The sequence below is a fragment of the Ruegeria sp. HKCCSP346 genome (assembly GCF_017872595.1).
Lineage (GTDB): Bacteria > Pseudomonadota > Alphaproteobacteria > Rhodobacterales > Rhodobacteraceae > Ruegeria.
In genome coordinates this window covers 1,684,521-1,704,130 of sequence record NZ_JAEDOT010000001.1, presented here as the reverse complement: position 1 = coordinate 1,704,130, position 19,610 = coordinate 1,684,521, and the positions used below count along the sequence as shown (strand labels likewise).

The 19,610-nt window shown below is 56.8% G+C and carries 19 protein-coding genes; 13 read left to right on the top strand and 6 right to left on the bottom strand.

Annotated features, from left to right (window positions below; translation table 11 throughout):
• Positions 1 to 37 precede the first annotated feature (37 nt).
• A complete protein-coding gene (locus tag I9185_RS08560; RefSeq protein ID WP_210092777.1) occupies positions 38 to 685 on the bottom strand; it encodes a hypothetical protein in 648 nt (215 codons plus the stop codon).
• 210 nt (positions 686 to 895) lie between these two features.
• Here I9185_RS08560 and I9185_RS08555 point away from each other — a divergent pair, with 210 nt between their 5' ends.
• Positions 896 to 2,005, top strand: a complete 1,110-nt coding sequence (locus tag I9185_RS08555) for a hypothetical protein (RefSeq protein WP_210092776.1) — start codon at positions 896 to 898, stop codon at positions 2,003 to 2,005.
• A 239-nt stretch (positions 2,006 to 2,244) separates the two neighbouring features.
• Here the strand turns inward: I9185_RS08555 and I9185_RS08550 are convergent, their stop codons facing one another.
• The gene (locus I9185_RS08550) at positions 2,245 to 2,430 is read right to left on the bottom strand and encodes a hypothetical protein (RefSeq protein WP_171634610.1); all 186 of its coding nucleotides are present in this window, start codon (positions 2,428 to 2,430) and stop codon (positions 2,245 to 2,247) included.
• A gap of 598 nt (positions 2,431 to 3,028) precedes the next feature.
• Here I9185_RS08550 and I9185_RS08545 point away from each other — a divergent pair.
• The 9 genes from I9185_RS08545 to I9185_RS08505 all read left to right on the top strand — a co-directional run bounded on the left by I9185_RS08545 (position 3,029) and on the right by I9185_RS08505 (position 12,440).
• Positions 3,029 to 3,406: a nuclear transport factor 2 family protein gene (locus I9185_RS08545; protein ID WP_171118898.1), complete on the top strand. Its 378-nt coding sequence runs from the start codon at positions 3,029 to 3,031 to the stop codon at positions 3,404 to 3,406.
• Between the two features lie 186 nt (positions 3,407 to 3,592).
• The gene (locus I9185_RS08540; protein ID WP_210092775.1) at positions 3,593 to 5,386 is read left to right on the top strand and encodes an alpha/beta fold hydrolase; all 1,794 of its coding nucleotides are present in this window, start codon (positions 3,593 to 3,595) and stop codon (positions 5,384 to 5,386) included.
• Positions 5,387 to 5,659: 273 nt separating this feature from the next.
• A complete protein-coding gene (locus tag I9185_RS08535) occupies positions 5,660 to 6,646 on the top strand; it encodes a zinc-dependent alcohol dehydrogenase family protein (protein ID WP_210092774.1) in 987 nt (328 codons plus the stop codon).
• Positions 6,647 to 6,790: 144 nt separating this feature from the next.
• Positions 6,791 to 6,940 (top strand): hypothetical protein, encoded by a 150-nt coding sequence (locus tag I9185_RS08530; RefSeq protein ID WP_210092773.1) that lies wholly within the window; start codon positions 6,791 to 6,793, stop codon positions 6,938 to 6,940.
• 275 nt (positions 6,941 to 7,215) lie between these two features.
• Entirely contained in the window at positions 7,216 to 8,562 is a 1,347-nt protein-coding gene (locus tag I9185_RS08525; RefSeq protein WP_210092772.1) for a substrate-binding protein, read from the top strand.
• A gap of 106 nt (positions 8,563 to 8,668) precedes the next feature.
• The gene (locus I9185_RS08520; RefSeq protein ID WP_171118891.1) at positions 8,669 to 9,700 is read left to right on the top strand and encodes a branched-chain amino acid ABC transporter permease; all 1,032 of its coding nucleotides are present in this window, start codon (positions 8,669 to 8,671) and stop codon (positions 9,698 to 9,700) included.
• Positions 9,701 to 9,703: 3 nt separating this feature from the next.
• The gene (locus I9185_RS08515) at positions 9,704 to 10,909 is read left to right on the top strand and encodes a branched-chain amino acid ABC transporter permease (RefSeq protein ID WP_171118889.1); all 1,206 of its coding nucleotides are present in this window, start codon (positions 9,704 to 9,706) and stop codon (positions 10,907 to 10,909) included.
• A gap of 10 nt (positions 10,910 to 10,919) precedes the next feature.
• On the top strand, positions 10,920 to 11,675 hold the full coding sequence (locus tag I9185_RS08510) for an ABC transporter ATP-binding protein (RefSeq protein ID WP_152459074.1): 756 nt from the start codon (positions 10,920 to 10,922) through the stop codon (positions 11,673 to 11,675).
• A 9-nt stretch (positions 11,676 to 11,684) separates the two neighbouring features.
• Positions 11,685 to 12,440 (top strand): ABC transporter ATP-binding protein, encoded by a 756-nt coding sequence (locus I9185_RS08505; protein WP_171634599.1) that lies wholly within the window; start codon positions 11,685 to 11,687, stop codon positions 12,438 to 12,440.
• Positions 12,441 to 12,932: 492 nt separating this feature from the next.
• Here I9185_RS08505 and I9185_RS08500 read toward each other — a convergent pair whose 3' ends face one another.
• Genes I9185_RS08500 through I9185_RS08485 form a run of 4 tightly spaced genes read right to left on the bottom strand, consistent with a single transcriptional unit; the run spans position 12,933 to position 16,092 of the window.
• Positions 12,933 to 13,730: an ABC transporter permease subunit gene (locus I9185_RS08500; protein ID WP_209832236.1), complete on the bottom strand. Its 798-nt coding sequence runs from the start codon at positions 13,728 to 13,730 to the stop codon at positions 12,933 to 12,935.
• A complete protein-coding gene (locus tag I9185_RS08495) occupies positions 13,727 to 14,479 on the bottom strand; it encodes an ABC transporter permease (RefSeq protein ID WP_152459071.1) in 753 nt (250 codons plus the stop codon). Before I9185_RS08495 ends, I9185_RS08500 begins: the two co-directional genes overlap by 4 nt.
• A 9-nt stretch (positions 14,480 to 14,488) precedes the next feature.
• Positions 14,489 to 15,253, bottom strand: coding sequence for a transporter substrate-binding domain-containing protein (locus I9185_RS08490; protein WP_171634594.1), 765 nt, complete (start codon positions 15,251 to 15,253; stop codon positions 14,489 to 14,491).
• Positions 15,254 to 15,294: 41 nt separating this feature from the next.
• Positions 15,295 to 16,092, bottom strand: coding sequence for an ATP-binding cassette domain-containing protein (locus tag I9185_RS08485; protein WP_171634592.1), 798 nt, complete (start codon positions 16,090 to 16,092; stop codon positions 15,295 to 15,297).
• 77 nt (positions 16,093 to 16,169) lie between these two features.
• Here I9185_RS08485 and I9185_RS08480 point away from each other — a divergent pair, with 77 nt between their 5' ends.
• The 3 genes from I9185_RS08480 to I9185_RS08470 are packed head-to-tail and all read left to right on the top strand — an operon-like array spanning position 16,170 to position 19,608.
• Positions 16,170 to 16,826, top strand: coding sequence for a TetR family transcriptional regulator C-terminal domain-containing protein (locus I9185_RS08480; RefSeq protein WP_216598219.1), 657 nt, complete (start codon positions 16,170 to 16,172; stop codon positions 16,824 to 16,826).
• On the top strand, positions 16,823 to 18,007 hold the full coding sequence (locus tag I9185_RS08475; protein WP_210092771.1) for a pyridoxal phosphate-dependent aminotransferase: 1,185 nt from the start codon (positions 16,823 to 16,825) through the stop codon (positions 18,005 to 18,007). The genes I9185_RS08480 and I9185_RS08475 overlap by 4 nt, the downstream gene beginning before the upstream one ends.
• On the top strand, positions 18,004 to 19,608 hold the full coding sequence (locus I9185_RS08470) for a 5-guanidino-2-oxopentanoate decarboxylase (protein WP_210092770.1): 1,605 nt from the start codon (positions 18,004 to 18,006) through the stop codon (positions 19,606 to 19,608). The genes I9185_RS08475 and I9185_RS08470 overlap by 4 nt, the downstream gene beginning before the upstream one ends.
• Positions 19,609 to 19,610 lie beyond the last annotated feature (2 nt).

The following is a 19,610-nucleotide window of genomic DNA, read 5'->3' as shown; positions in this document are numbered from 1 at the left end:
CACCAGCACTATATGCGCGTGTCTCGAAGTTTAAACATCATCTTTTTCCGCCGCTGTTTCCCCCGCCATTACCGCCGGAGTTTCCACCACCGTTGCCGCCGCTGTTTCCCCCGCCATTGCCGCCGGAGTTTCCACCACCGTTGCCGCCGCTGTTTCCCCCGCCATTGCCGCCGCTGTTTCCCCCGCCATTACCGCCGGAGTTTCCGCCACCGTTGCCGCCGCTGTTTCCCCCGCCGTTACCGCCGGAGTTTCCGCCACCGTTACCACCGCTGTTACCGTTGCCGCCACGGTTTCCATTGATGCCATTGTTCGCCGACTTCCCTTGCGATGCAGCAGCAGGATTGCCTGGCGCTGTCTTGGCAGCTTCAGTTACCTGCCGCCCAACACTTGACCGATTGGGTACAACAACACCAGTTTTTGCATTGACGATAACGCTGATTATCTTTCCATTCGGCTTTTTGACCAGAATTCGATAATAGACTTCATCTGTTTGAAAGGCACGCGCATTAACTGGGGTGCCGCCAAAAACTCGCTCTACACCCTTGATAACCTTTTTAAGCCGAATGGCTTGTCCCGAACTTGTCGCCTTGCGTAACTCCGCCTGCTTCAGTTCGCGGGCAGCCGCATCGCTTTCTCCGGGCTGGAGAACCGCGAAAAGGCAGGCAAGGATCAAAAGCTTTTTCATCTTCGGTACTTTTTACGGCGCTGACGCCCGATCAACCTAACGAAGGTTACATGAACCGTTGATGAACGACCAGTTTCCCGTGGGTTCAACATCAATGGGGTTAGATGACAAAAACTAGGACAAGAACCCGGCAACGACATACGGCCTGTCGGAATCAAGTTTATAATAGCGCTGACGACAGAAACTCAAAATTGAACAACGAGAAACGCCATGAAAAACACAATGACCGGATTGTTGAAAACCTCAGCTGTTGCCATCGCCCTGATGAGTTCCGCCGCGCTCGTTGGGGCGGTCGCCATTCCTGATTCTGCCTACGCGAAAGGCGGCAACGGAAAAGGCGGCGGCAACGGCGGAGGAAACAGCGGCGGCAACGGTGGCGGCAACGGAGGCGGTAACGGTGGCGGTCACGGCGGAGGAAACTCCGGCGGTAATGGCGGTGGGAACGGAAATGGCCATGGTAGCGGAAATGACGGAGCCGGAAACAGTAGTGGCAAAGGTTTAGGAAAGGGCGCATCCAAAAATGCAGGAAAGTCTGCAACTGGCAAGACAAGTAACAAAGCAACTGGAATTTCAGGATCGCGCCCCCAATCTTCAAAAGGGAAAAAATTCTCTTTGAAAGAGATATTTGGTGGCAGGAAGTCCAAGGCCAATAAACCCAAATCCAAAGCAACGAAAACCGCGCGAACAATCACGTCATCGCCTACGGTCACCAGTTCAGTGCGCCCGGAAAAGCGTCCGACAGGACACAAAATGGCTTCGTTACTTGGGGCTCATCCGTCAGAGTTGGGCGCGTTGAACGCAGCAAATGCGAGTGAGACGGCCCTACTGAACGCTGCACCCAACTCACGAGTCGGCCGAATTGCTACTTATCGTGAAACGGTATTGGCTGGCGATGATCTGCGGGCGGCGCTGGAGGAGCAGCAGGATCTTCTGGACGGGATGACGCCGCCAGATCGTTCTGTTTCTGAAATCGAACAGGATCTTGAAGCGGCACAAACTGATGTTCAGGAAAAGCAGGATCGTGTGACCGAACTTGAAGAGGCGCTGGAAGACGCTGGTGGCACCGACCCAGACATCGAGGCAGCGCTTGAGGAAGCAAACAACGATCTACAGGACGCCATCGACACGGCTGAAAGTTTGGAAACCGAGAAACAGGATGCTGTCGAATATGAAGAAGCGGTTGCTGAGGTCGAGGACTTGACTGAGGCCGTTGAAGATCAAGGGCTGACTGAACGCGAAGCACTGGAAAACGCGGCAAACAAGCCCGTTACAGACGAGGTTGAGGCGGCAGTAAAATCACTGCTTGGGTTAGATGGCTAACAGTATTGGCTTGTTATTCTGCAAGCCGATGGTGGCCGGGTCGACCATGTCTTTACCACGAGCATGGCCGGCCCGGCGTCGTGTCGACACCATCTGACTAGATGGATGGAGATACGCTTTTAGCGTCGTGAACGCATTGAGGTTTCTCAATAATCGACCCGCTCCGATACGGAGCGGGCTTTGCGGTATCCTGATTTGGTCGCCATAACCTGGAAGCGTGATGGCTTGTAATCGTCGTTTCAGGCGTCCTTGTTTGTCTCATCCAGTCGCTTGTTGTTAATGATGTCAGTTAGTGCATTCTCGATAGGAGGGAAGCGATTGGTGCTCGAATTTTCGGCGTTGGAACGCGCGCCGTGAACGGCGACATTTGAGGACTGCATAGTTGCAGGAACACAAGGCTCAACCCCAATGGCAGACTTGATCATTCTTTTCCCCTTCGACAAAGACGGGCTTTTTTTAGATAGCCCTGCGGGGAGTAGTATGAGCTAAACACTTTGAACACTCAGAGAATACATTGTTCACGTTCGGTTAATGTTGTCGCCCCGGTGTGAACAAAAGGTTGGGGGTAATCTTGCTGCTTGGAATAACCCGCCAATCAGGCGAACCCATCCAGCAGTGGCATTATTTGAGCAGGACGGTTCAAAGAATGCTGTTGTTTTTAATCGGTATTGCGCTTCTTAGCTGGTACCGTTGTTCTGGATTCATGGAAACCGCCTTGCCAGCGGTGACATGTTTATTCGAGATGCTGCGGTATTTTATGTGGTACTCTTAGATTCAGATTATTAAAAATCTAATAAAAACATAAAATTATGATATTAATTCGAAGACTCCTCGGTCCGCCACTGGTTTCCTCTCGCCCAACGATTGGCGGCGACTTGCTGCGCCCAAATTCGCAAGGCGCTGTTCTGCCTGTTCCTAAGCAAGTCCGGTGGCCAATCTTTGCAGGGCCGTCTCATTTTGATCTTTGTCAAGGTTGAACGCGGGCCGCCGAGATACAGTCACCAATGTATCAGGAGGTCTTGCATGGAAAGACTGGTCGAAATTGGGCGGACATTTGTTCAGGCGATGCGTGATCGCAACGGCTTGGCAAGTGTTGACGAGATGTATGCGGAAAACGCTCAGTCCATAGAGGCGGTTGTGCCTCCGGTGCGGCAATTTCGGATTACAAAGGGTCGCGACGCCATCAAGGCAAAGCGGGAAGATTGGCTGAAAACGCATGAAATCCAAACGCTTACGGCAGATGGCCCTTTTGTTCATCCGCCCAATCGCTTTGGGGTGCGTTTCAATGCCGAGGTCGTGCAGAAAGACACCGGACAACGAATGAACCTTAGCGAAATTGCCATTTATTCAGTTGAGGATGGCAAGATTGTATTGGAAGAGTTCTTTATGTTGCCAAAATAGCGAACGGTACCTGGCAACACGGCTTCCCAAGCGCTCGCTGCCATTTCAGGAAGCCTCGCCAGGTCCGGCGCTGCAATCAAGTACGTCCAATCAAAATGGGCGGTTGACTGGTCGGTCCGGGGCCTGGTGGGCAGATGGAATTAGGTTTGCAGCATTTTAGCACTCTGCCCGGATCGGAGAACCTAGATGACCGAACTCTCACCTGACAAGCTGTCTGCCGAGGTCGGGGTTTGTGCGGCAAATACCGACGAGAATGCCCCGCCACACCCCTATGAGAAACTTGACCGCGCAACGCGCGCGGCCCTTGCCCGTGCCACCGCCGGTGTTTCCCCGCATTCGATAATGGCCACCTGGATCGATTGGGCCCTGCACCTGGGTCGTTCCCCCGGACGCCAGCTTGAACTGACAGAACGCGCGGCACGTGATGCGGCCAAACTCTGGGTCTATGCCAGCGAGATGGCGACCGGCGCGAAGGCCACTCCGCCTTTTCAGCCATGTAAGCAGGATCACCGTTTCAATGCGCCCGGCTGGCAAAAGGCGCCGTTTTCCCTTTGGCAGCAGGCCTTTCTGAGCGCGCAGGATTGGTGGCAGGCCGCAACGGACGAAATGCCCGGCATCGCCCCCCGCGACGCCGAACGCGGGCAATTTCAGGTTCGTCAGGCGCTTGATCTTGTCTCTCCTTCGAACTTCCCGTGGTCAAACCCGGAAATCATCAATCGCACCTTTCAGACCGGCGGTCGCAATTTGATAGAGGGCGCCGCTCACTTTCTTGAGGATGTTGCCCATACCATAACGCAACAGCACGAACCTGCCCCTGAGGGTTATGAAATCGGTAAAGACATTGCCGCGACCCCCGGCAGGGTTGTTTATCGCAACGCGCTGTTCGAGCTGATTCAATACACACCAAGCACCAAGCGCGTGCAGGCGGAACCGATCCTTTTCGTGCCTGCATGGATCATGAAATATTATGTGCTCGATCTGTCCCCGGAAAACTCCATGGTGCGGCATCTGGTCGAGCAGGGCTTTACCGTGTTCATGATTTCCTGGGTCAACCCCACCGCTGATCAGGCTGATCTCAGCCTCGAGGATTATCGCCTGAACGGTGTCATGGCCGCGATCGAGGCCATCGAGAAAATCGTTCCGGGCCAAAAGATCCACGCCAATGGGTATTGCCTTGGCGGCACACTTCTGGCGGTTGCTGCCGCGGTGATGCAACGCGATGGCGATGACAGGCTTGCAAGCGTTACGCTGATGGCGGCGCAGGTTGATTTTGCCGAAGCCGGTGAGCTTTTGCTGTTTATCGATGACAGCCAGGTCGCTTTTGTAGAAGACCTGATGTGGTTGCAGGGCTATCTTGACCGCCCTCAGATGACGCGAACTTTTACGACAATCCGCGCCGAGGATCTGATCTATGCCCGGGCTGTCCGACGCTATTTTCTGGGTGAAGACGACCTGCCTACGGATCTGACCGTCTGGAACAATGACACGACCCGGATGCCGGCGCGAATGCATTCCGAATATTTGCGCGGTCTGTTCCTGGAAAACCGGCTGAGCGCTGGGCGCTTTTCTGTCGAAGGTCGGGTCGTTGCGCTCAAGGATATACGCGTACCCATGTTTGTGGTCGGAACGGAATCCGACCATATTGCCCCGTGGCGATCAGTGTACAAAATTCGGCTGTTTACCGACGGAGACCTCACCTTCGTGCTGACCAACGGTGGTCACAATGGCGGCATCCTGAGCGAGCCGGGGCACAAGCACCGCCACTATCGGTTGGGCCACAGGCCGGCGGACGCGCTGTATACCTCGCCGGATGAGTGGTTCGAGTCGGCCGAAGTAAAGCAAGGTTCCTGGTGGCCTGCGATGGTGGATTGGATCAAAGACCGTTCATCGGGCGAAACCGCGCCGCCGCCGATGGGCGGAAAGCGAAGGGGGGCTGAAAACCTGCCCAAAGCGCCGGGCAGCTACATTCTTCAGGCCTGAAACCGGCGGCGAAGGTCAAACCCGTCAGTGCCCGGTCGATCTCCTTTGGACATCCTGCGCAAGCCCTTCAGGTGAAGTTGAGATTTTGGTCGCTCGGTTGGATCTGGGACTTTGCGATGGATCAAGCCTTGCTGCGGCGCAGGTGTGTTATCGTGCAGGTCGTCGAAACCCTGTGCCACATTTGCGGGTTAGTCGAAGGCCAAGCCCGCAATATGCAACGATAAGAGGCAATACACAGATGATTTTGGGCGGATGTATCTGGAGAGTTGGACCATGACACGCGCAATGGTTTTGAACGAGGCCGGCCGCGCGCTGAGACTGGAAGACATCGAACTTCCGACGCCGGGCCCTCATGATATCGAGATCCAGATCGAGGCTTGTGGTGTTTGCCGAACGGATCTTCACATCGTCGATGGTGACCTCGAACATCCTGAACTTCCACTGGTTCCGGGCCACGAAATCGTTGGGCGGATCATGCGAAAGGGGGATGCCGTTACAGGGCTGGATGCCGGTCAGCGCGTGGGTGTGCCATGGCTTGGATCCACATGTGGGAAATGTCCGTATTGCCATCGCGCACAGGAAAACCTGTGTGACGCGCCGGTGTTCACGGGATACACGCGAAACGGAGGATTTGCCGAAGCCTGCCTTGCGGATGCACGGTATGTTTTTGCCCTGCCAGAGGTTGCCGATCCGGTTGCACTGGCGCCGTTGTTATGTGCCGGGCTTATCGGGTTTCGCTGTCTGCGAATGGCCCAGGATGCCAAGGAAATCGGCTTTTATGGCTTCGGAGCTGCCGCGCATATCCTTGCACAACTGGCCGTCTGGCAGGGCCGGAATGTATATGCGCTGACCCGGTCCGGCGATATCGAGGCACAGGAGTTTGCGCGTGATCTTGGTGCGGTTTGGTCTGGTGGGTCTGACGAGCGACCACCGGTGGAACTGGATGCTGCAATCATATTCGCACCTGTCGGGGCCCTTGTGCCCAAAGCGCTGCAAGCTGTCCGCAAGGGCGGCCGCGTGGTTTGCGGCGGAATTCACATGAGCGACATTCCGTCCTTTCCCTACAGCGATCTTTGGGGGGAACGCCAAATCCTGTCTGTCGCAAACCTGACGCGCCAGGATGGTGAGGCGTTTTTTGCAATGGCCCAAGCCGCTGGCATCCAGACACGGACCCAAAGATATTCACTGAAGGACGCCAACACAGCCCTCGCGGATCTGAGCGCCGGACGATTGCAAGGGGCAGCGGTTTTGGTTCACTGACCAATGGTCTGTCGCGCTCCGCACCGGCTTGACAAGTCACAGCGGACGTCAGCATCCGAAATTAGGGTGGTGGCTTAGGCAAACGGATCCTGATCGTGGAATGGACGAAACACCGGAACACGAAAGACCGCTCAGCGTACTGGGATGTCGCCCACGCGTGCAGGATATGATCATACCGGCGGACTCGTGGACGATCATGCGCCAACAATCAAACTGGACCGTCAGATGAGCGAAGAGGTTGTTTCCATTCAGCGTGTTGAAAATGCTGGCTTTGTATTGCAAGTCGGCTTTTGATGCCGCAGAGAACGAATATTGGTGTCATGCCTGACAACCGTGTCATTGATATTTACATTTAAATATATGAAAAATATGTATTTAAATTAAATCAAACAAAAAAGTTTTTCAAACGATCTTGGTTTTCGTCAAGACGTTTACAAAATTTTGTTTCAAATCCAGTAATTTGTTGTGAAATTTTCCACCGCCTTTCCATTATTGAAATGCACATAAGTGCGCTTTCGTCTGCTGGAAGAGGAGCCAGACGACGAGAGAAAGGGAAATGGGAGGAATTAATGACCAATAAATCTGTCACACGCCGCGGCGTGCTGAAGTCTGGTGCCGTTGCAGGCACCGGTCTGGCCCTGCCTACGATCTTCACGGCTTCGTCGGCGGCCGCTTACACCAACGAACCAACCGGAGGGTCCGTGACCCTGGGCTTCAATGTTCCCCAGACCGGGCCGTATGCGGAAGAGGGCAATGACGAGCTGCTGGCGCAACAGCTGGCGGTGGAACACCTGAACGGAGAGGGTGACGGCGGTTGCCTGAACACCTTCACGTCGAAGGCGCTGAAGGGCAATGGCATCCTCGGCAAGAAGGTCGATTTCGTCACAGGTGACACCCAGACCAAGTCAGACGCCGCACGTGCGTCCGCAAAGTCGATGATCGAAAAAGACGGTGCGATCATGATCAACGGCGGGTCGTCCTCGGGCGTGGCCGTTGCGGTTCAGGGCCTGTGTCAAGAAGCGGGTGTGATCTTTATGGCGGGTCTGACCCACGCCAACGACACGACCGGCAAGGACAAGAAGGCCAATGGTTTCCGCCATTTCTTCAACGCCTACATGTCGGGCGCTGCGCTTGCGCCGGTGCTGGCGGCCGAGATGGGCAACGACCGCCGCGCCTATCACCTGACGGCGGACTACAACTGGGGCTGGACCCAGGAAGAGTCGATCGTCGCCTCGACCGAAGCCCTGGGATGGGAAACGGTCAACACCGTCAAAACGCCGCTCGCGTCAACAGACTTCTCGTCCTACATCACTCCGGTACTGAACTCGGGCGCGGATGTTCTGGTTCTGAACCACTATGGCGGCAATATGGTGAATTCGCTGACCAACGCGATTCAGTTCGGCCTGCTCGACAAAGTTGCCAACGGCAAGGACTTCAAGATCGTCGTGCCGCTGTATTCGGAGCTGATGGCCGCCGGTGCGGGCGAGAACATCAAGGGCGTGCTGGGTTCAATGAACTGGAACTGGCAGTTGCAAGATGAAGGCACAAAAGCCTTCGTGAAATCCTTCGGCGAGAAATACGGCAAGCCGCCGTCCAACTCGGCCCAGACCTGCTATGCCCAGGTTCTGCTGTACGCGGATGCGTGCGAGCGCGCCGGCACCTTCAACCCATGCGGCGTCGTCGAGGCCCTGGAAGGCTTCGAGTTCGACGGGCTGGGCAACGGTCCGACCCTGTACCGCGCCGATGACCACCAGTGCTTCAAAGACGTGCTGGTCGTGCGTGGCAACATGAACCCGACCAACGCCTATGACACGCTGGAGATCGTCGAGATCACCCCACGCGCGCAGGTCGAATACGATCCGGAGCATCCGATGTTTGCCGGTGGCGCACTGGGTGAGTGTAACCCGGGCGCATAAGACCGCGTATCAAAGTCTGGCTGCCAAAAATGGTGGCCAGACATCTACAGCAGGGTTGATCCTGTTGTGCCACTCAATTCACACTGACCAACCCTGAGGTGGGCCAATGGACGCCATCCTATTGCAAATTCTGAACGGTCTGGACAAAGGGTCGGCTTATGCGCTGATTGCGCTGGGGCTGACGCTTATTTTTGGGACGCTCGGCGTTGTGAACTTTGCCCATGGGGCCCTGTTCATGATCGGTGCGTTCTGTGCCGTCACTTTGCAAAAGCTCATGAACCTGAGCTTTGTAACCATCGACGAGAGCCAAACCGACTTTCTTGGCAACCCGCTGAAAGTGGAAACCCCTTATGTCGAGGCATGGTTCGGCCCGGAGTTTGGTGCGACGATCATCGACTGGTCCGTTCCATTGGCAATCCTGTTTGCGATCCCGATCATGCTGGCGGTTGGTTATGTGATGGAACGCGGGCTTATCAAGCATTTCTACAAGCGCCCTCACGCGGACCAGATCCTTGTCACGTTCGGCCTGGCGATCGTGTTGCAGGAAATCGTAAAGTACTTCTTCGGTGCCAACCCCATTCAGACGCCGCCGCCCGACGCGCTGAGTGGCTCTATCGACCTTGGCACGATGATCGGGTTTGATCCCAACGCGATCATCTACCCGATCTGGCGCCTGGTCTATTTTGGCTTTGCGGTTGCCATTATCGGTGCCGTCTTCTCATTCCTGCAATTCACCACCTTCGGCATGGTTGTGCGCGCCGGCATGGCGGATCGCGAAACTGTGGGTTTGCTGGGGATCAATATCGACCGGCGTTTTACGATCATGTTCGGTATCGCTGCCGCGGTGGCCGGTTTGGCGGGCGTCATGTACGGGCCGCTCAACCCACCAAACTATCACATGGGGATGGATTTTCTGGTCCTCAGCTTCGTTGTGGTTGTCGTTGGTGGCATGGGGTCTCTTCCCGGCGCGGTGCTGGCTGGCTTTCTGCTGGGCATTCTCGAAAGCTTCGCCTCTACGACCTGGGCCACAACGACGATCCCGGGCATCAACCAAATCATCATCTACCTTGTTGCCATTATTGTGCTGCTCACACGCCCGCGCGGTTTGATGGGACGCAAAGGCGTGATGGAGGAATAATCGATGTTGGGACTGAACAAAAAAGACACCAGCCTGCTGATCATCGTCGGCATCCTGACGATGCTGGCACCCTTCATCCTGAATCCGTTCCCGGAAGGCAGCGCCATGGCGCAGTTCAACGCGGGCTATCCGGATCTGATGCAGCGTTTTGTGATTTTCGGCATCTTTGCCATCGGCTTCAACATCCTGTTCGGCCTTACCGGATACCTGTCATTCGGACACGCGGCCTTTCTGGGCGTTGGATCCTATTCCGCCGTATGGATGTTTAAGCTGCTAAGTTACAACATCATCCCGGCCATCGCACTCAGCGTTGTGGTCGCCGGGGTATTCTCATTGCTGATCGGATTTGTCAGCCTGCGCCGGTCGGGCATCTATTTTTCGATCCTCACGCTGGCCTTCGCCCAGATGAGCTTTGCGTTGGCTTACTCGGTGTTGTCCAACCCCAAGTTCAACTTGACGAACGGGGAAACGGGATTGCAGGTTTACGCGGATGATCCACAGATTCTGCAAGGGGCGAACTCGCCGGACCTGCCGCATCTGTTCGGGTTGCCGATGCGCGCAACCTACACGCTGGACGTGGGCGCATGGAGTTTTGATTTCAACGCGGGATACTATCTGTGTGCGGTGATCATGATGGTGGTATTCTATCTGTCCATCCGAATTTTTCGTTCACCTTTCGGGATGATGCTGCGGGCCGTCAAATCAAACCAGCAGCGGATGAACTACACTGGCCTGAACTCGAAACCGTACACGCTGGCAGCTTTTGTCATCTCGGGCATGTATGCCGGCCTGGCTGGTGGGCTGATGGCCGCAATGGACCCGCTGGCAGGTGCCGAACGCATGCAGTGGACCGCATCGGGCGAGGTCGTTCTGATGACGATCCTGGGCGGCACCGGCACACTGATCGGGCCGGTGCTGGGTGCAGGCTTCATCAAGTACTTCGAAAATATTTTCTCGAAGATCAACGACAACGTGTTGCACAGCTGGTTTGCATTCCTGCCTGACGGGCTGGAGGACGCGGTGGTTTTCTTGATCCATCCGTTCATCGGCAAGGGATGGCATCTGACGCTGGGCATTCTTTTCATGCTTGTCGTTATCTACTTGCCGGGTGGTCTTGTCGAAGGTGGTCAGCGTTTGCTGAACCGGCTCAAGCGCAAGAAATCAAAATCCGACGACGCGACGTCGGGCAAAACGGAACCGGCGGAATAAGGGGCGAGCCATGGCAATTCTAAGAGTCAAAGACGTCAGCAAGCGCTTCGGCGGCCTCAAGGCGCTCACGGATGTGAATCTCAGTGTCGAGGAGAATTCGGTTCACGCAATCATCGGGCCCAATGGTGCGGGCAAGTCGACCTTGCTGAATTGTCTGGTCGGCAAGCTCATGCCAGATACCGGGTCCGTATTGTTCGACAACGCATCGGTCTTGGGGCTTGAACCCTTCCAGATCAACCAGATGGGCATAAGCCGCGTGTTTCAAACACCAGAGATTTTTGGTGAATTGACGGTGATGGAGAACATGTTGATTCCGATCTTCGCCATGCGGGATGGCGCGTTCCGGATGCATGCATACGAGACCATCGCCAACGAAAAAGCTGTTGTTGAACAAGCCGAAGCCATGCTGGAAGAGATGAACATGGCCGACAAGCGTGAGATGCATGCAGCCTCGCTGTCGCGCGGCGACAAGCGCCGGCTCGAGATTGGCATGTGCCTCAGCCAGAATCCGAGGCTGTTGCTGCTGGATGAACCGACGGCGGGGATGGCGAGGGCGGATACCAACAACACGATCGACCTGCTGAAACAGATCAAGGAAGAACGCGACATCACCATCGCGATCATCGAGCATGACATGCATGTTGTCTTCAGCCTTGCCGAACGCATCACTGTTCTGGCCCAGGGGACACCCCTGGTTGAAGATACTCCTGAAAACATCCGCGGAAACCCAAAGGTTCGCGAAGCCTATCTGGGCGAGGCTGCGTAAGGAAACGCTATGAACGAGAAACCTGACTTTTCGAAAAACGCCAATCTGGCCAGCACCGCCCCTGCGTTTCTTTCCGTTTGGGATATGCACTCCTATTACGGAGAAAGCTATATCGTGCAGGGTGTCAGCTTCAATGTGCATGAAGGCGAGATTCTTGCTCTTCTTGGGCGAAACGGTGCGGGCAAAACCTCGACACTGCGCTCGATTGCAAGGGTCGCAGAACCCGAAGTAAGACATGGCGAAATCTGGTTGGACCACAAACCGCTGCACAACATGACAAGCTATGAAGCAGCAGCGGCTGGCCTTGGCCTTGTACCGGAAGACAGGCGCATTATTCCCGGCCTGACAGTCGAAGAAAATCTGCAACTTGCACAGATTGCTCCTCCGATCGGATGGTCCCTTGAACGGCTTTACGAGCTGTTTCCGCGTCTCGGTGAGCGCAGGAAGCAGGAAGGGATTACATTGTCGGGTGGCGAACAGCAGATGCTGTCAATCGCCAGAGCGCTTGCCAGGGACATCAAGGTACTGCTTTTGGATGAGCCGTATGAAGGTTTGGCGCCTGTCATCGTCGACGAAATCGAAAAAACCCTCATACATGTCAAGCAGCAGGGTATGACCACGATCATCGTTGAACAGAACGCTGTGCGCGCATTGGAACTGGCGGACCGCGCGATCATTCTTGACACCGGTACCATCGTGTTCGACGGAACGGCAAAAGAAGTGCTTGAGGACACCAGTCTTCGTGAGGAGTATCTGGCGATCTGAGCGTTGTTCTGATTGGCAAACAGACCCGATGGGTATGACCAGTTCGTGGCTCACCATGACCCGCGTTCAGGGCAGATACTGCCCATTCGCGCGATCAAAGGTGTTTCACCCCAAAAAATGATGATCGTCGGCTCAAACCCGAATGCGGGTTTGCGGCATTAGGTTCTGTCGGGCCTGCGCTGAATGCGCGCCTCATGCAACGCGCCCCAAAGGACGAGGGGGCAAGTTTGCAATGCTTCGCGACATCCGCCACTGCGCCGACCAGACGATTGCGCCGCGCTGTTCCAGGTTGTTGCGCAATGGATAAGAAAGTCAGGCTCTGCCCCTGGGCTGCCAGTGCCTTCGCCGCAGGGGCCTGCAAGCCGAACCTTCCCCAAATCATTTCGGGCAACCGTTTGATCGTGTGCCCATGGTTTCGATCGATCTGCAAACGCGCCGACGAAATCTGTGCCCGGAATAGGCCAGTGTGTCTCGCTTTACTTCCGGCTTGTACTATCCGGCTGGCCCATTTCGGCTTCCGGTTCCCAGCACCTTCACTTCCAGCCAGTGGAACATCAGGGCAATAATACCGGCAACGAGAATGTAGAATACGGCCAGCAGGATGAGCGGCTCGTAGATTATGAACGTGTCGGACCGCACCCGCGATGACACGGCATAGATATCAACCACCGTAATCGTGGCGACCAAGGGCGTCGCCTTCAACTGGAGGATGGTTTCACCGCCCAGGGTCGGCAGAACGTTGCGGATTGCCTGCGGCAGCCAGATGCGGCGGAACATTGTCAGCCTGGGCATGCCAAACGCCTTTGCCGCCTCCAGCTGACCTTTGGCGACGCCTTTGAAGGCTCCGCGCATTACCTCACCTTCGTAGCCGGCATAGGAAAGCGTTAGTGCCAGCACCGCATAAGGCCAGGCCTGACGCAGATACGGCCAAAGCTCGGACGATCGTATCCAGGGGAATTGAGGGAACAATGAGCCGAGGCCATAATACAGCAACCAAAGCTGCAAAAGCAGGGGTGTGCCCCGAATGATGGTGCAAAACGCCTTGGCGGGGGCCGCAAGGTACCAGGGTCCAACGGCTTGGGCCAACCCGAGTGGTACGGCCAGCAGAAATCCGAGAACGACGGTGACAACAAGCAGCCAGAGCGTGGTCCAGATTCCCTGCAAGGCAAGCGGGGCGTATTTTGGCAACCAGTCCCATCGCAAAGACATGGCACACCAGATCACGATCCCGGCAAAGATCAGCATCATCACGATGCGATGGGGTTGCATCAAAGACCTGAGATCGATCATCTGCCACCTCCTTTCAGAGAAGGTTGACCGCGACGCGCCCATTTTTCGATCCGCGCGAAGATGGCACCCGAAAACAGGGTGACCATGAGATAGAGAAAACCCGCCGCCAGAAAGAAGGTGAAATAGGCGCGTGTGCTGCTGGCGGCCTGCCGGGTTTCCAGTGTCAGTTCGTTGAATCCCACGACCGCGAGCAGGGCGGTGTCCTTGGTGGCGATCAGCCACAAGTTGGCCAGGCCGGGTACGGCAAAGCTCATCATGGCGGGGATCGTCACGCGGCGCATGGTCATGAAGGCGGGCATCCCGTAGGATTTGGCGGCCTCGATCTGTCCGGGTGGAACCGCCTGTATGGCTCCGCGCAGGATCTCGGTTGCATATGCGCCCTGTACAACGCCCAGAACCCAAATGCCCGCAGCGACGCCATTGACCTCGACCCGACCTCCGCCCATTGCAGCAGAGATTTTGTTGATGATGTCAGATCCCACGTAATACAGGATCAGGATCAGGACCAGTTCCGGCACGGCCCGGATCACGGTCGTGTAGATGGCAAGAAGATCGCGCGTGACCTTCCCGCCATAAAGCTTGCCATAGGCTCCGAACAATCCGATCACGAGGCCGAGCGCATATGCACCAAAAGCGATCTGCAATGAGTGGGACAATCCGCGCAGCAGATTGCCCCCCCAACCCGGTGGCGACAGCGACAGAAGCTCTGCGCTCTGCGCCAATCCAAGCGATTCCAACAGTCCGGTCACGGCAGCCGCTTAGTAGATGCTGGCCGAGAAATAGTTCGAAGTGATCTTCTCGTGCGTTCCATCGGCAAGAATTGCCGCGATGCCCTTGTTCAGCGCTGCAAGCAGGTCATCGTCGCCCTTGCGAACACCCGCACCAACACCCCGGCCCAGGATGGCCGGATCATCTGCGACGGCGCCTTTGATTTCACAGCATGCCCCGGCATCCGAGTTCACGAAGTCCGCCATGGCAATACTGTCGGCCTGAGTGGCGTCAATACGACCTGCGAACAGGTCCTGGTTGGCCTCATCCTGAGTTTGATAAACCTTCAGTTCGGAATCCTTGAAATATTCCTGCGCATAAGCCTGGTGGATGGTCGACGCCTGAACGCCGACAACCTTACCGGCCAGCGACTCGGGGGTCGCTTCGATATCCATCGATTTGTCCGCGACGATGACGGCAGGTGTGTTGTAGTAAGGATCGCTGAAATCAATGGTTTTCAGCCGCTCTTCGGTGATCGACATAGACGCCATGATGGCGTCGATCTGCTGTCCGGTCAGCGACGGGATGATACCGTCCCAGGCGACTGGCGTGATAACGCAGTCGAGTTCCGCGGCAGCGCAAACAGCGTTGATGACATCGATTTCCCAACCGACCCAGTTGCCGGAACTGTCCAGCGAGGCGAATGGCGGATAGGGCTCGGCTGCGATGCCGATCTTGACCTCTTCTGCACTGGCGATACCAGCCGAAAGGACAGCGGCGGCAAGGCCGGACGCGAGCAGTTTCTTGACGTTCATTTTGATACTCCCTTTTGGTTTATTTGTTTTGTTATTCCGATTCAGGCGACCGAGCTGAGGAACTGCTTCAGGCGCTCTGATTTTGGGTTTCCGAAGACCTCGGCAGGTGGGCCCTGCTCTTCGATGCGGCCCTCGAAGAGATAGACAACGTGGTCTGCGACTTCGCGTGCGAATTTCATTTCATGGGTGACAAGCAGCATTGTGCGCCCTTCGGCGGCAAGATCGCGGATCACGGTCAGAACTTCGCCAACAAGCTCGGGATCAAGCGCCGACGTCGGTTCATCGAAAAGCATCACCGAAGGATCGACCGCAAGCGCCCGGGCAATGGCGGCGCGCTGTTGCTGACCACCCGAAAGATAGGCCGGATAGGTGTCAGCCTTGTCGCCAAGGCCCACCCGCGTCAGCAATTCATGCGCCCGTGCGATCGCCTGGGCCTTTGGCACCCTGAGCACATGCACTGGCACTTCGATCACGTTTTCCAGAAGCGTGCGGTGTGTCCACAGATTGAACTGCTGGAAAACCATGGCCAGACGCGTGCGGATACGTTCGATCTGGCGGCGGTTGGAGGGGCTGCCATCGGTGTGCATTTCAACGGGTTCCCCGCCGATGGTTATCTTTCCGGAACTCGGCGTTTCCAAAAAGTTGATGCAGCGCAGCATGGTGGATTTTCCAGAGCCTGACCCCCCGATAATGGCAACAACATCCCCCTTGTTTGCGGTCAGGGATACGCCTTTCAAAACCTCCAGCGTGCCAAAGGACTTGTGCAGATCCTCAACCTTGATCGCTTCGTCGGGCGTGGTTGTTTCGGGTGCGGGTGAAACTGCTTTGGCTGTGTCCATATCCAAGAATCTTCTGATTTCAGCTTGCAGTAAGCCCCGAATCTCGCAATTATGCAAGTGTATAATAACTCCGTGCCATGGATGACACTGACGTGCAGGACGAAAGCCGCAAATTCAAACGTGAGTCTGCCGAGGTTCGCCGCGAGGCGCTGATTCTGGCGACTTTGGACCTGATCGCCGAGATGGGCGTTCGGGGTGCCACGGTGCGCGAGATCGCAGCCCGTGCGAATGTGACCCAAGGTTTGATCCGGCACTATTTCTCATCCAAGGACGAACTGGTTCAGGCGGCGTATGAGCACCACATGAATACGCTGACGGACCAGACAGCGGCGTCATCAGGAACCGGAAGCGCGGTTTCTCAGTTGACCAACTTCGTCGACGCGTCACTGCGACAGCCGATCGTCGATCCAAGCGCCGTGGCGTTGTGGGCGGGTTTCCTGAACAAGGTGCAGCATGACCCGAAAATGCAGCGCATTCACCAGCGAACCTATGACTATTTCCGGGATCACCTCGAGAAGCTGATCGTCGCGGCATTGCAGGAAGCCGGGCGTTCGGTTGACGCGTCAGAGGCAATGCAACTGGCCATCGCCTGCAACGCGGTGATCGACGGCCTGTGGCTGGAAGGGGGCGCGCTTCCGGATGCGTTTTCCGAAGGCCAGCTGGCGCGGATCGGTTTGGATTCCGTCAGCGCCATCGTCGGGATTCCATTGACCAAAGGGGTGGAGCAGTCATGAAGACCACATCGGTGACAGAACGGTTGGCGGGCTTGGGTGGCGCCAAATGGGGCGTACATCTGAAAGCCCGCGACCTTATCAAGGCCGGAGCGGACATCGTCGAAATGACGATAGGAGAACCGGACGTTCCGGTGCCGGACGTGCTGGTCGAAGCCACCGTTGCATCATTGCGGGCGCAGCGGACAGGGTACTCCAACGGGCGCGGTGAAGCAGGGCTGCTTGACGCTCTGGCTGCGCGCTATTCTGCCTCTCGCTGGCGGGCTTTCGAGCCCGGGAATTTTCTGTGCTTTCCCGGCACGCAAACCGCCCTTTTCGCAGCCATGGCCGGGGTCGCCGAGGCGGGCGACGAAGTTCTGGTCGGCGATCCGATGTACGCGACCTATGAAGGTGTCATTCGTGCATCCGGGGCCGAGATAGTACCCGTACCGCTGCGGCCCGAGAAAGGGTTTCGCATGCAGGCCGCAGATATCGCGGCCCGCATCACTCCGCGCAGCCGCGCCATTCTTCTGACAACACCGCATAACCCGACTGGCGCGATCCTGACCGCCGCGGACATTGCCGAGATCGGGCAGCTGGCGATTGCGCGTGATTTGTGGATCATCTCGGACGAGGTCTATGAAGAACTGATCTTTGACGGTGCACGATTTGTTTCACCATTGGCAGATCCGGAACTGGCGGATCGTGTCATTGGCGTATCATCCATCTCGAAGTCTCATGCCGCTCCGGGGTTCCGCAGTGGCTGGTGCGTCGGGCCCGCCGCGTTCTGCGAAGCGCTGCTGCCCTATTCCGAGACCATGCTTTTTGGCAATCAGCCGTTCATCGCGGACATGACCGAAAAAGCGATCCGTGACGGGTCCGAGGTTGCCCCCGGGATGGCCGCCCGCTTTTCTGGCCGCGCCACCCTGTTGGCCGATCGTCTTGAAGCTGAAACGGATCTGATTGTTCACCGGCCCGAAGCGGGAATGTTCGCACTCATCAATGTCTCTGCCACCGGGCTGGATGGCGAAGCCTATGCCTGGGATCTGCTACAGGCCGGGGTGGCCGTCATGCCGGGATCCGCCTTTGGTGACAGCCTGAAGGACTGGGTGCGGGTCGCTTTGACTATCAATGACACGGATTTTGGTACTGCGGTTTCCCGTATCATCGATCACGCCAACAGCAAATCACGCGAGGTCGCATGAGCAGTATGACAGTTGGCGAAGCTCTGGTTGCCGGGCTGCGCCAGCGGGATGTGACCTGCGTCTTCGGAATTCCGGGCGTTCACACGGTGGAACTGTACCGAGGGCTTGCGGCTTCGGGCATACGACATGTGACGCCCAGACACGAACAGGGGGCGGGTTTCATGGCCGATGGCTATGCCCGTGTGTCGGGCAAACCGGGTGTTGCCTTTGTGATCACCGGCCCCGGATTGACCAATACGCTGACGCCGATGGCGCAGGCGCGGGCCGATTCAATACCGATGCTGGTGGTGTCCGGCGTCAACAAAACCGGATCGCTTGGCAAGGGCTTGGGGCATCTGCACGAATTGCCGGACCAAATCGGGTTGGCGAAAACGGTTGCGTTGGTGTCCGAACAGGTCACCGGCCCCAGCGCTCTGGCCCCGGTTTTGGACCGCGTTTTTCACGGCCTCAGCAATGGTCGCCGCGGGCCGACGCATATCGAGGTTCCGTTGGATGTCGCAGCGGCGGACTATCAGGAAACAGCAGTCGAGACGCCTGACCCTGATCCTCCGGTCAGCCCGGAATTGATCAGACAGGCTGCAGGGCAATTGGCTGAGGCAAAGAAAGTCGTCATTCTGGCGGGCGGCGGCGCAAAACGTGCCGAGGCGGGATTGCAAGCACTGGCCGAAGCTCTGGGTGCCCCTGTTGTGCAAACCGTCAACGCGCGCGGCCTGATGCACGGACATGCCCTGACCGTTCCGGCCAGCCCCAGCCTGAACGCGGTGCGCGCATTGTTGGAAAGCGCCGATTGCGTTCTGGCCTTGGGAACCGAGCTGGGGCCGACCGATTATGACATGTATGCCACCGGCCAGTTTGCGAAACTGCCAAACCTGATACGGGTTGATCGGTGCAGCGATCAGCTTTCGCGGCACGAGGCAGCGATTGCCATTCAAGGTGACGTAGGCTTGGTTGTGCCAGCGCTGTGTAAGGCCTTGCCGCAGAGGGCACGGCACAGCGACGGTGCGGACCGTGCCAGAAAAACGCGCGATGCGGCCTGGCAGGAGATTGGTCCGGATTATCGCCAACAGGTGGAGATACTGAATGCGATGCGCTCGGCGTCTCCGGATGCTCTGATGGTCGGGGATTCCACCCAGCCAATTTATGCCGGCAATCTTTACTATGACCACGACCGGGCTGGCGGCTGGTTCAATGCGGCAACGGGCTATGGTGCGCTTGGTTATGGCATACCAGCAGCCATCGGTGCGTCGATTGCCGATCCAACGGCGCGGGTAATATGCATCGTCGGCGATGGCGGGGCGCAGTTTTCTATGCCGGAAGCAATGGCCGCAGTAGACGAAAACCTGCCGGTCACGTTCGTGATCTGGAACAATCGCGGGTACCGGGAAATCGCCACATCGATGCAGGATGCAGGCGTGACGGTCATAGGATGTGACCCCACACCCCCCGATTTTGCAGCAACGGCCAGATCCTTTGGCATTCCACACACCAGGGTTCCCGATAAGCCGCAGTCCATCGCGCAAGCGTTACGCGAAACGGCGTCCATGGGCGGGCCCGCGATGATCGAAGTCACCGCCCGAAAATTCGAACCTCAGAGAGATTAAAG

Bases quoted from the DNA above. Each gene is read 5' to 3' on its own strand.
- I9185_RS08485 (WP_171634592.1), bottom strand. From the start codon at position 16,092: ATGGACACAGCCAAAGCAGTTTCACCCGCACCCGAAACAACCACGCCC.
- I9185_RS08515 (WP_171118889.1), top strand. From the start codon at position 9,704: ATGTTGGGACTGAACAAAAAAGACACCAGCCTGCTGATCATCGTCGGC.
- I9185_RS08530 (WP_210092773.1), top strand. From the start codon at position 6,791: ATGTCGCCCACGCGTGCAGGATATGATCATACCGGCGGACTCGTGGAC.
- I9185_RS08550 (WP_171634610.1), bottom strand. From the start codon at position 2,430: ATGATCAAGTCTGCCATTGGGGTTGAGCCTTGTGTTCCTGCAACTATG.
- I9185_RS08555 (WP_210092776.1), top strand. From the start codon at position 896: ATGAAAAACACAATGACCGGATTGTTGAAAACCTCAGCTGTTGCCATC.
- I9185_RS08535 (WP_210092774.1), top strand. From the start codon at position 5,660: ATGACACGCGCAATGGTTTTGAACGAGGCCGGCCGCGCGCTGAGACTG.
- I9185_RS08545 (WP_171118898.1), top strand. From the start codon at position 3,029: ATGGAAAGACTGGTCGAAATTGGGCGGACATTTGTTCAGGCGATGCGT.
- I9185_RS08490 (WP_171634594.1), bottom strand. From the start codon at position 15,253: ATGAACGTCAAGAAACTGCTCGCGTCCGGCCTTGCCGCCGCTGTCCTT.
- I9185_RS08520 (WP_171118891.1), top strand. From the start codon at position 8,669: ATGGACGCCATCCTATTGCAAATTCTGAACGGTCTGGACAAAGGGTCG.
- I9185_RS08560 (WP_210092777.1), bottom strand. From the start codon at position 685: ATGAAAAAGCTTTTGATCCTTGCCTGCCTTTTCGCGGTTCTCCAGCCC.
- I9185_RS08510 (WP_152459074.1), top strand. From the start codon at position 10,920: ATGGCAATTCTAAGAGTCAAAGACGTCAGCAAGCGCTTCGGCGGCCTC.
- I9185_RS08540 (WP_210092775.1), top strand. From the start codon at position 3,593: ATGACCGAACTCTCACCTGACAAGCTGTCTGCCGAGGTCGGGGTTTGT.
- I9185_RS08480 (WP_216598219.1), top strand. From the start codon at position 16,170: ATGGATGACACTGACGTGCAGGACGAAAGCCGCAAATTCAAACGTGAG.
- I9185_RS08470 (WP_210092770.1), top strand. From the start codon at position 18,004: ATGAGCAGTATGACAGTTGGCGAAGCTCTGGTTGCCGGGCTGCGCCAG.
- I9185_RS08500 (WP_209832236.1), bottom strand. From the start codon at position 13,730: ATGATCGATCTCAGGTCTTTGATGCAACCCCATCGCATCGTGATGATG.
- I9185_RS08525 (WP_210092772.1), top strand. From the start codon at position 7,216: ATGACCAATAAATCTGTCACACGCCGCGGCGTGCTGAAGTCTGGTGCC.
- I9185_RS08475 (WP_210092771.1), top strand. From the start codon at position 16,823: ATGAAGACCACATCGGTGACAGAACGGTTGGCGGGCTTGGGTGGCGCC.
- I9185_RS08505 (WP_171634599.1), top strand. From the start codon at position 11,685: ATGAACGAGAAACCTGACTTTTCGAAAAACGCCAATCTGGCCAGCACC.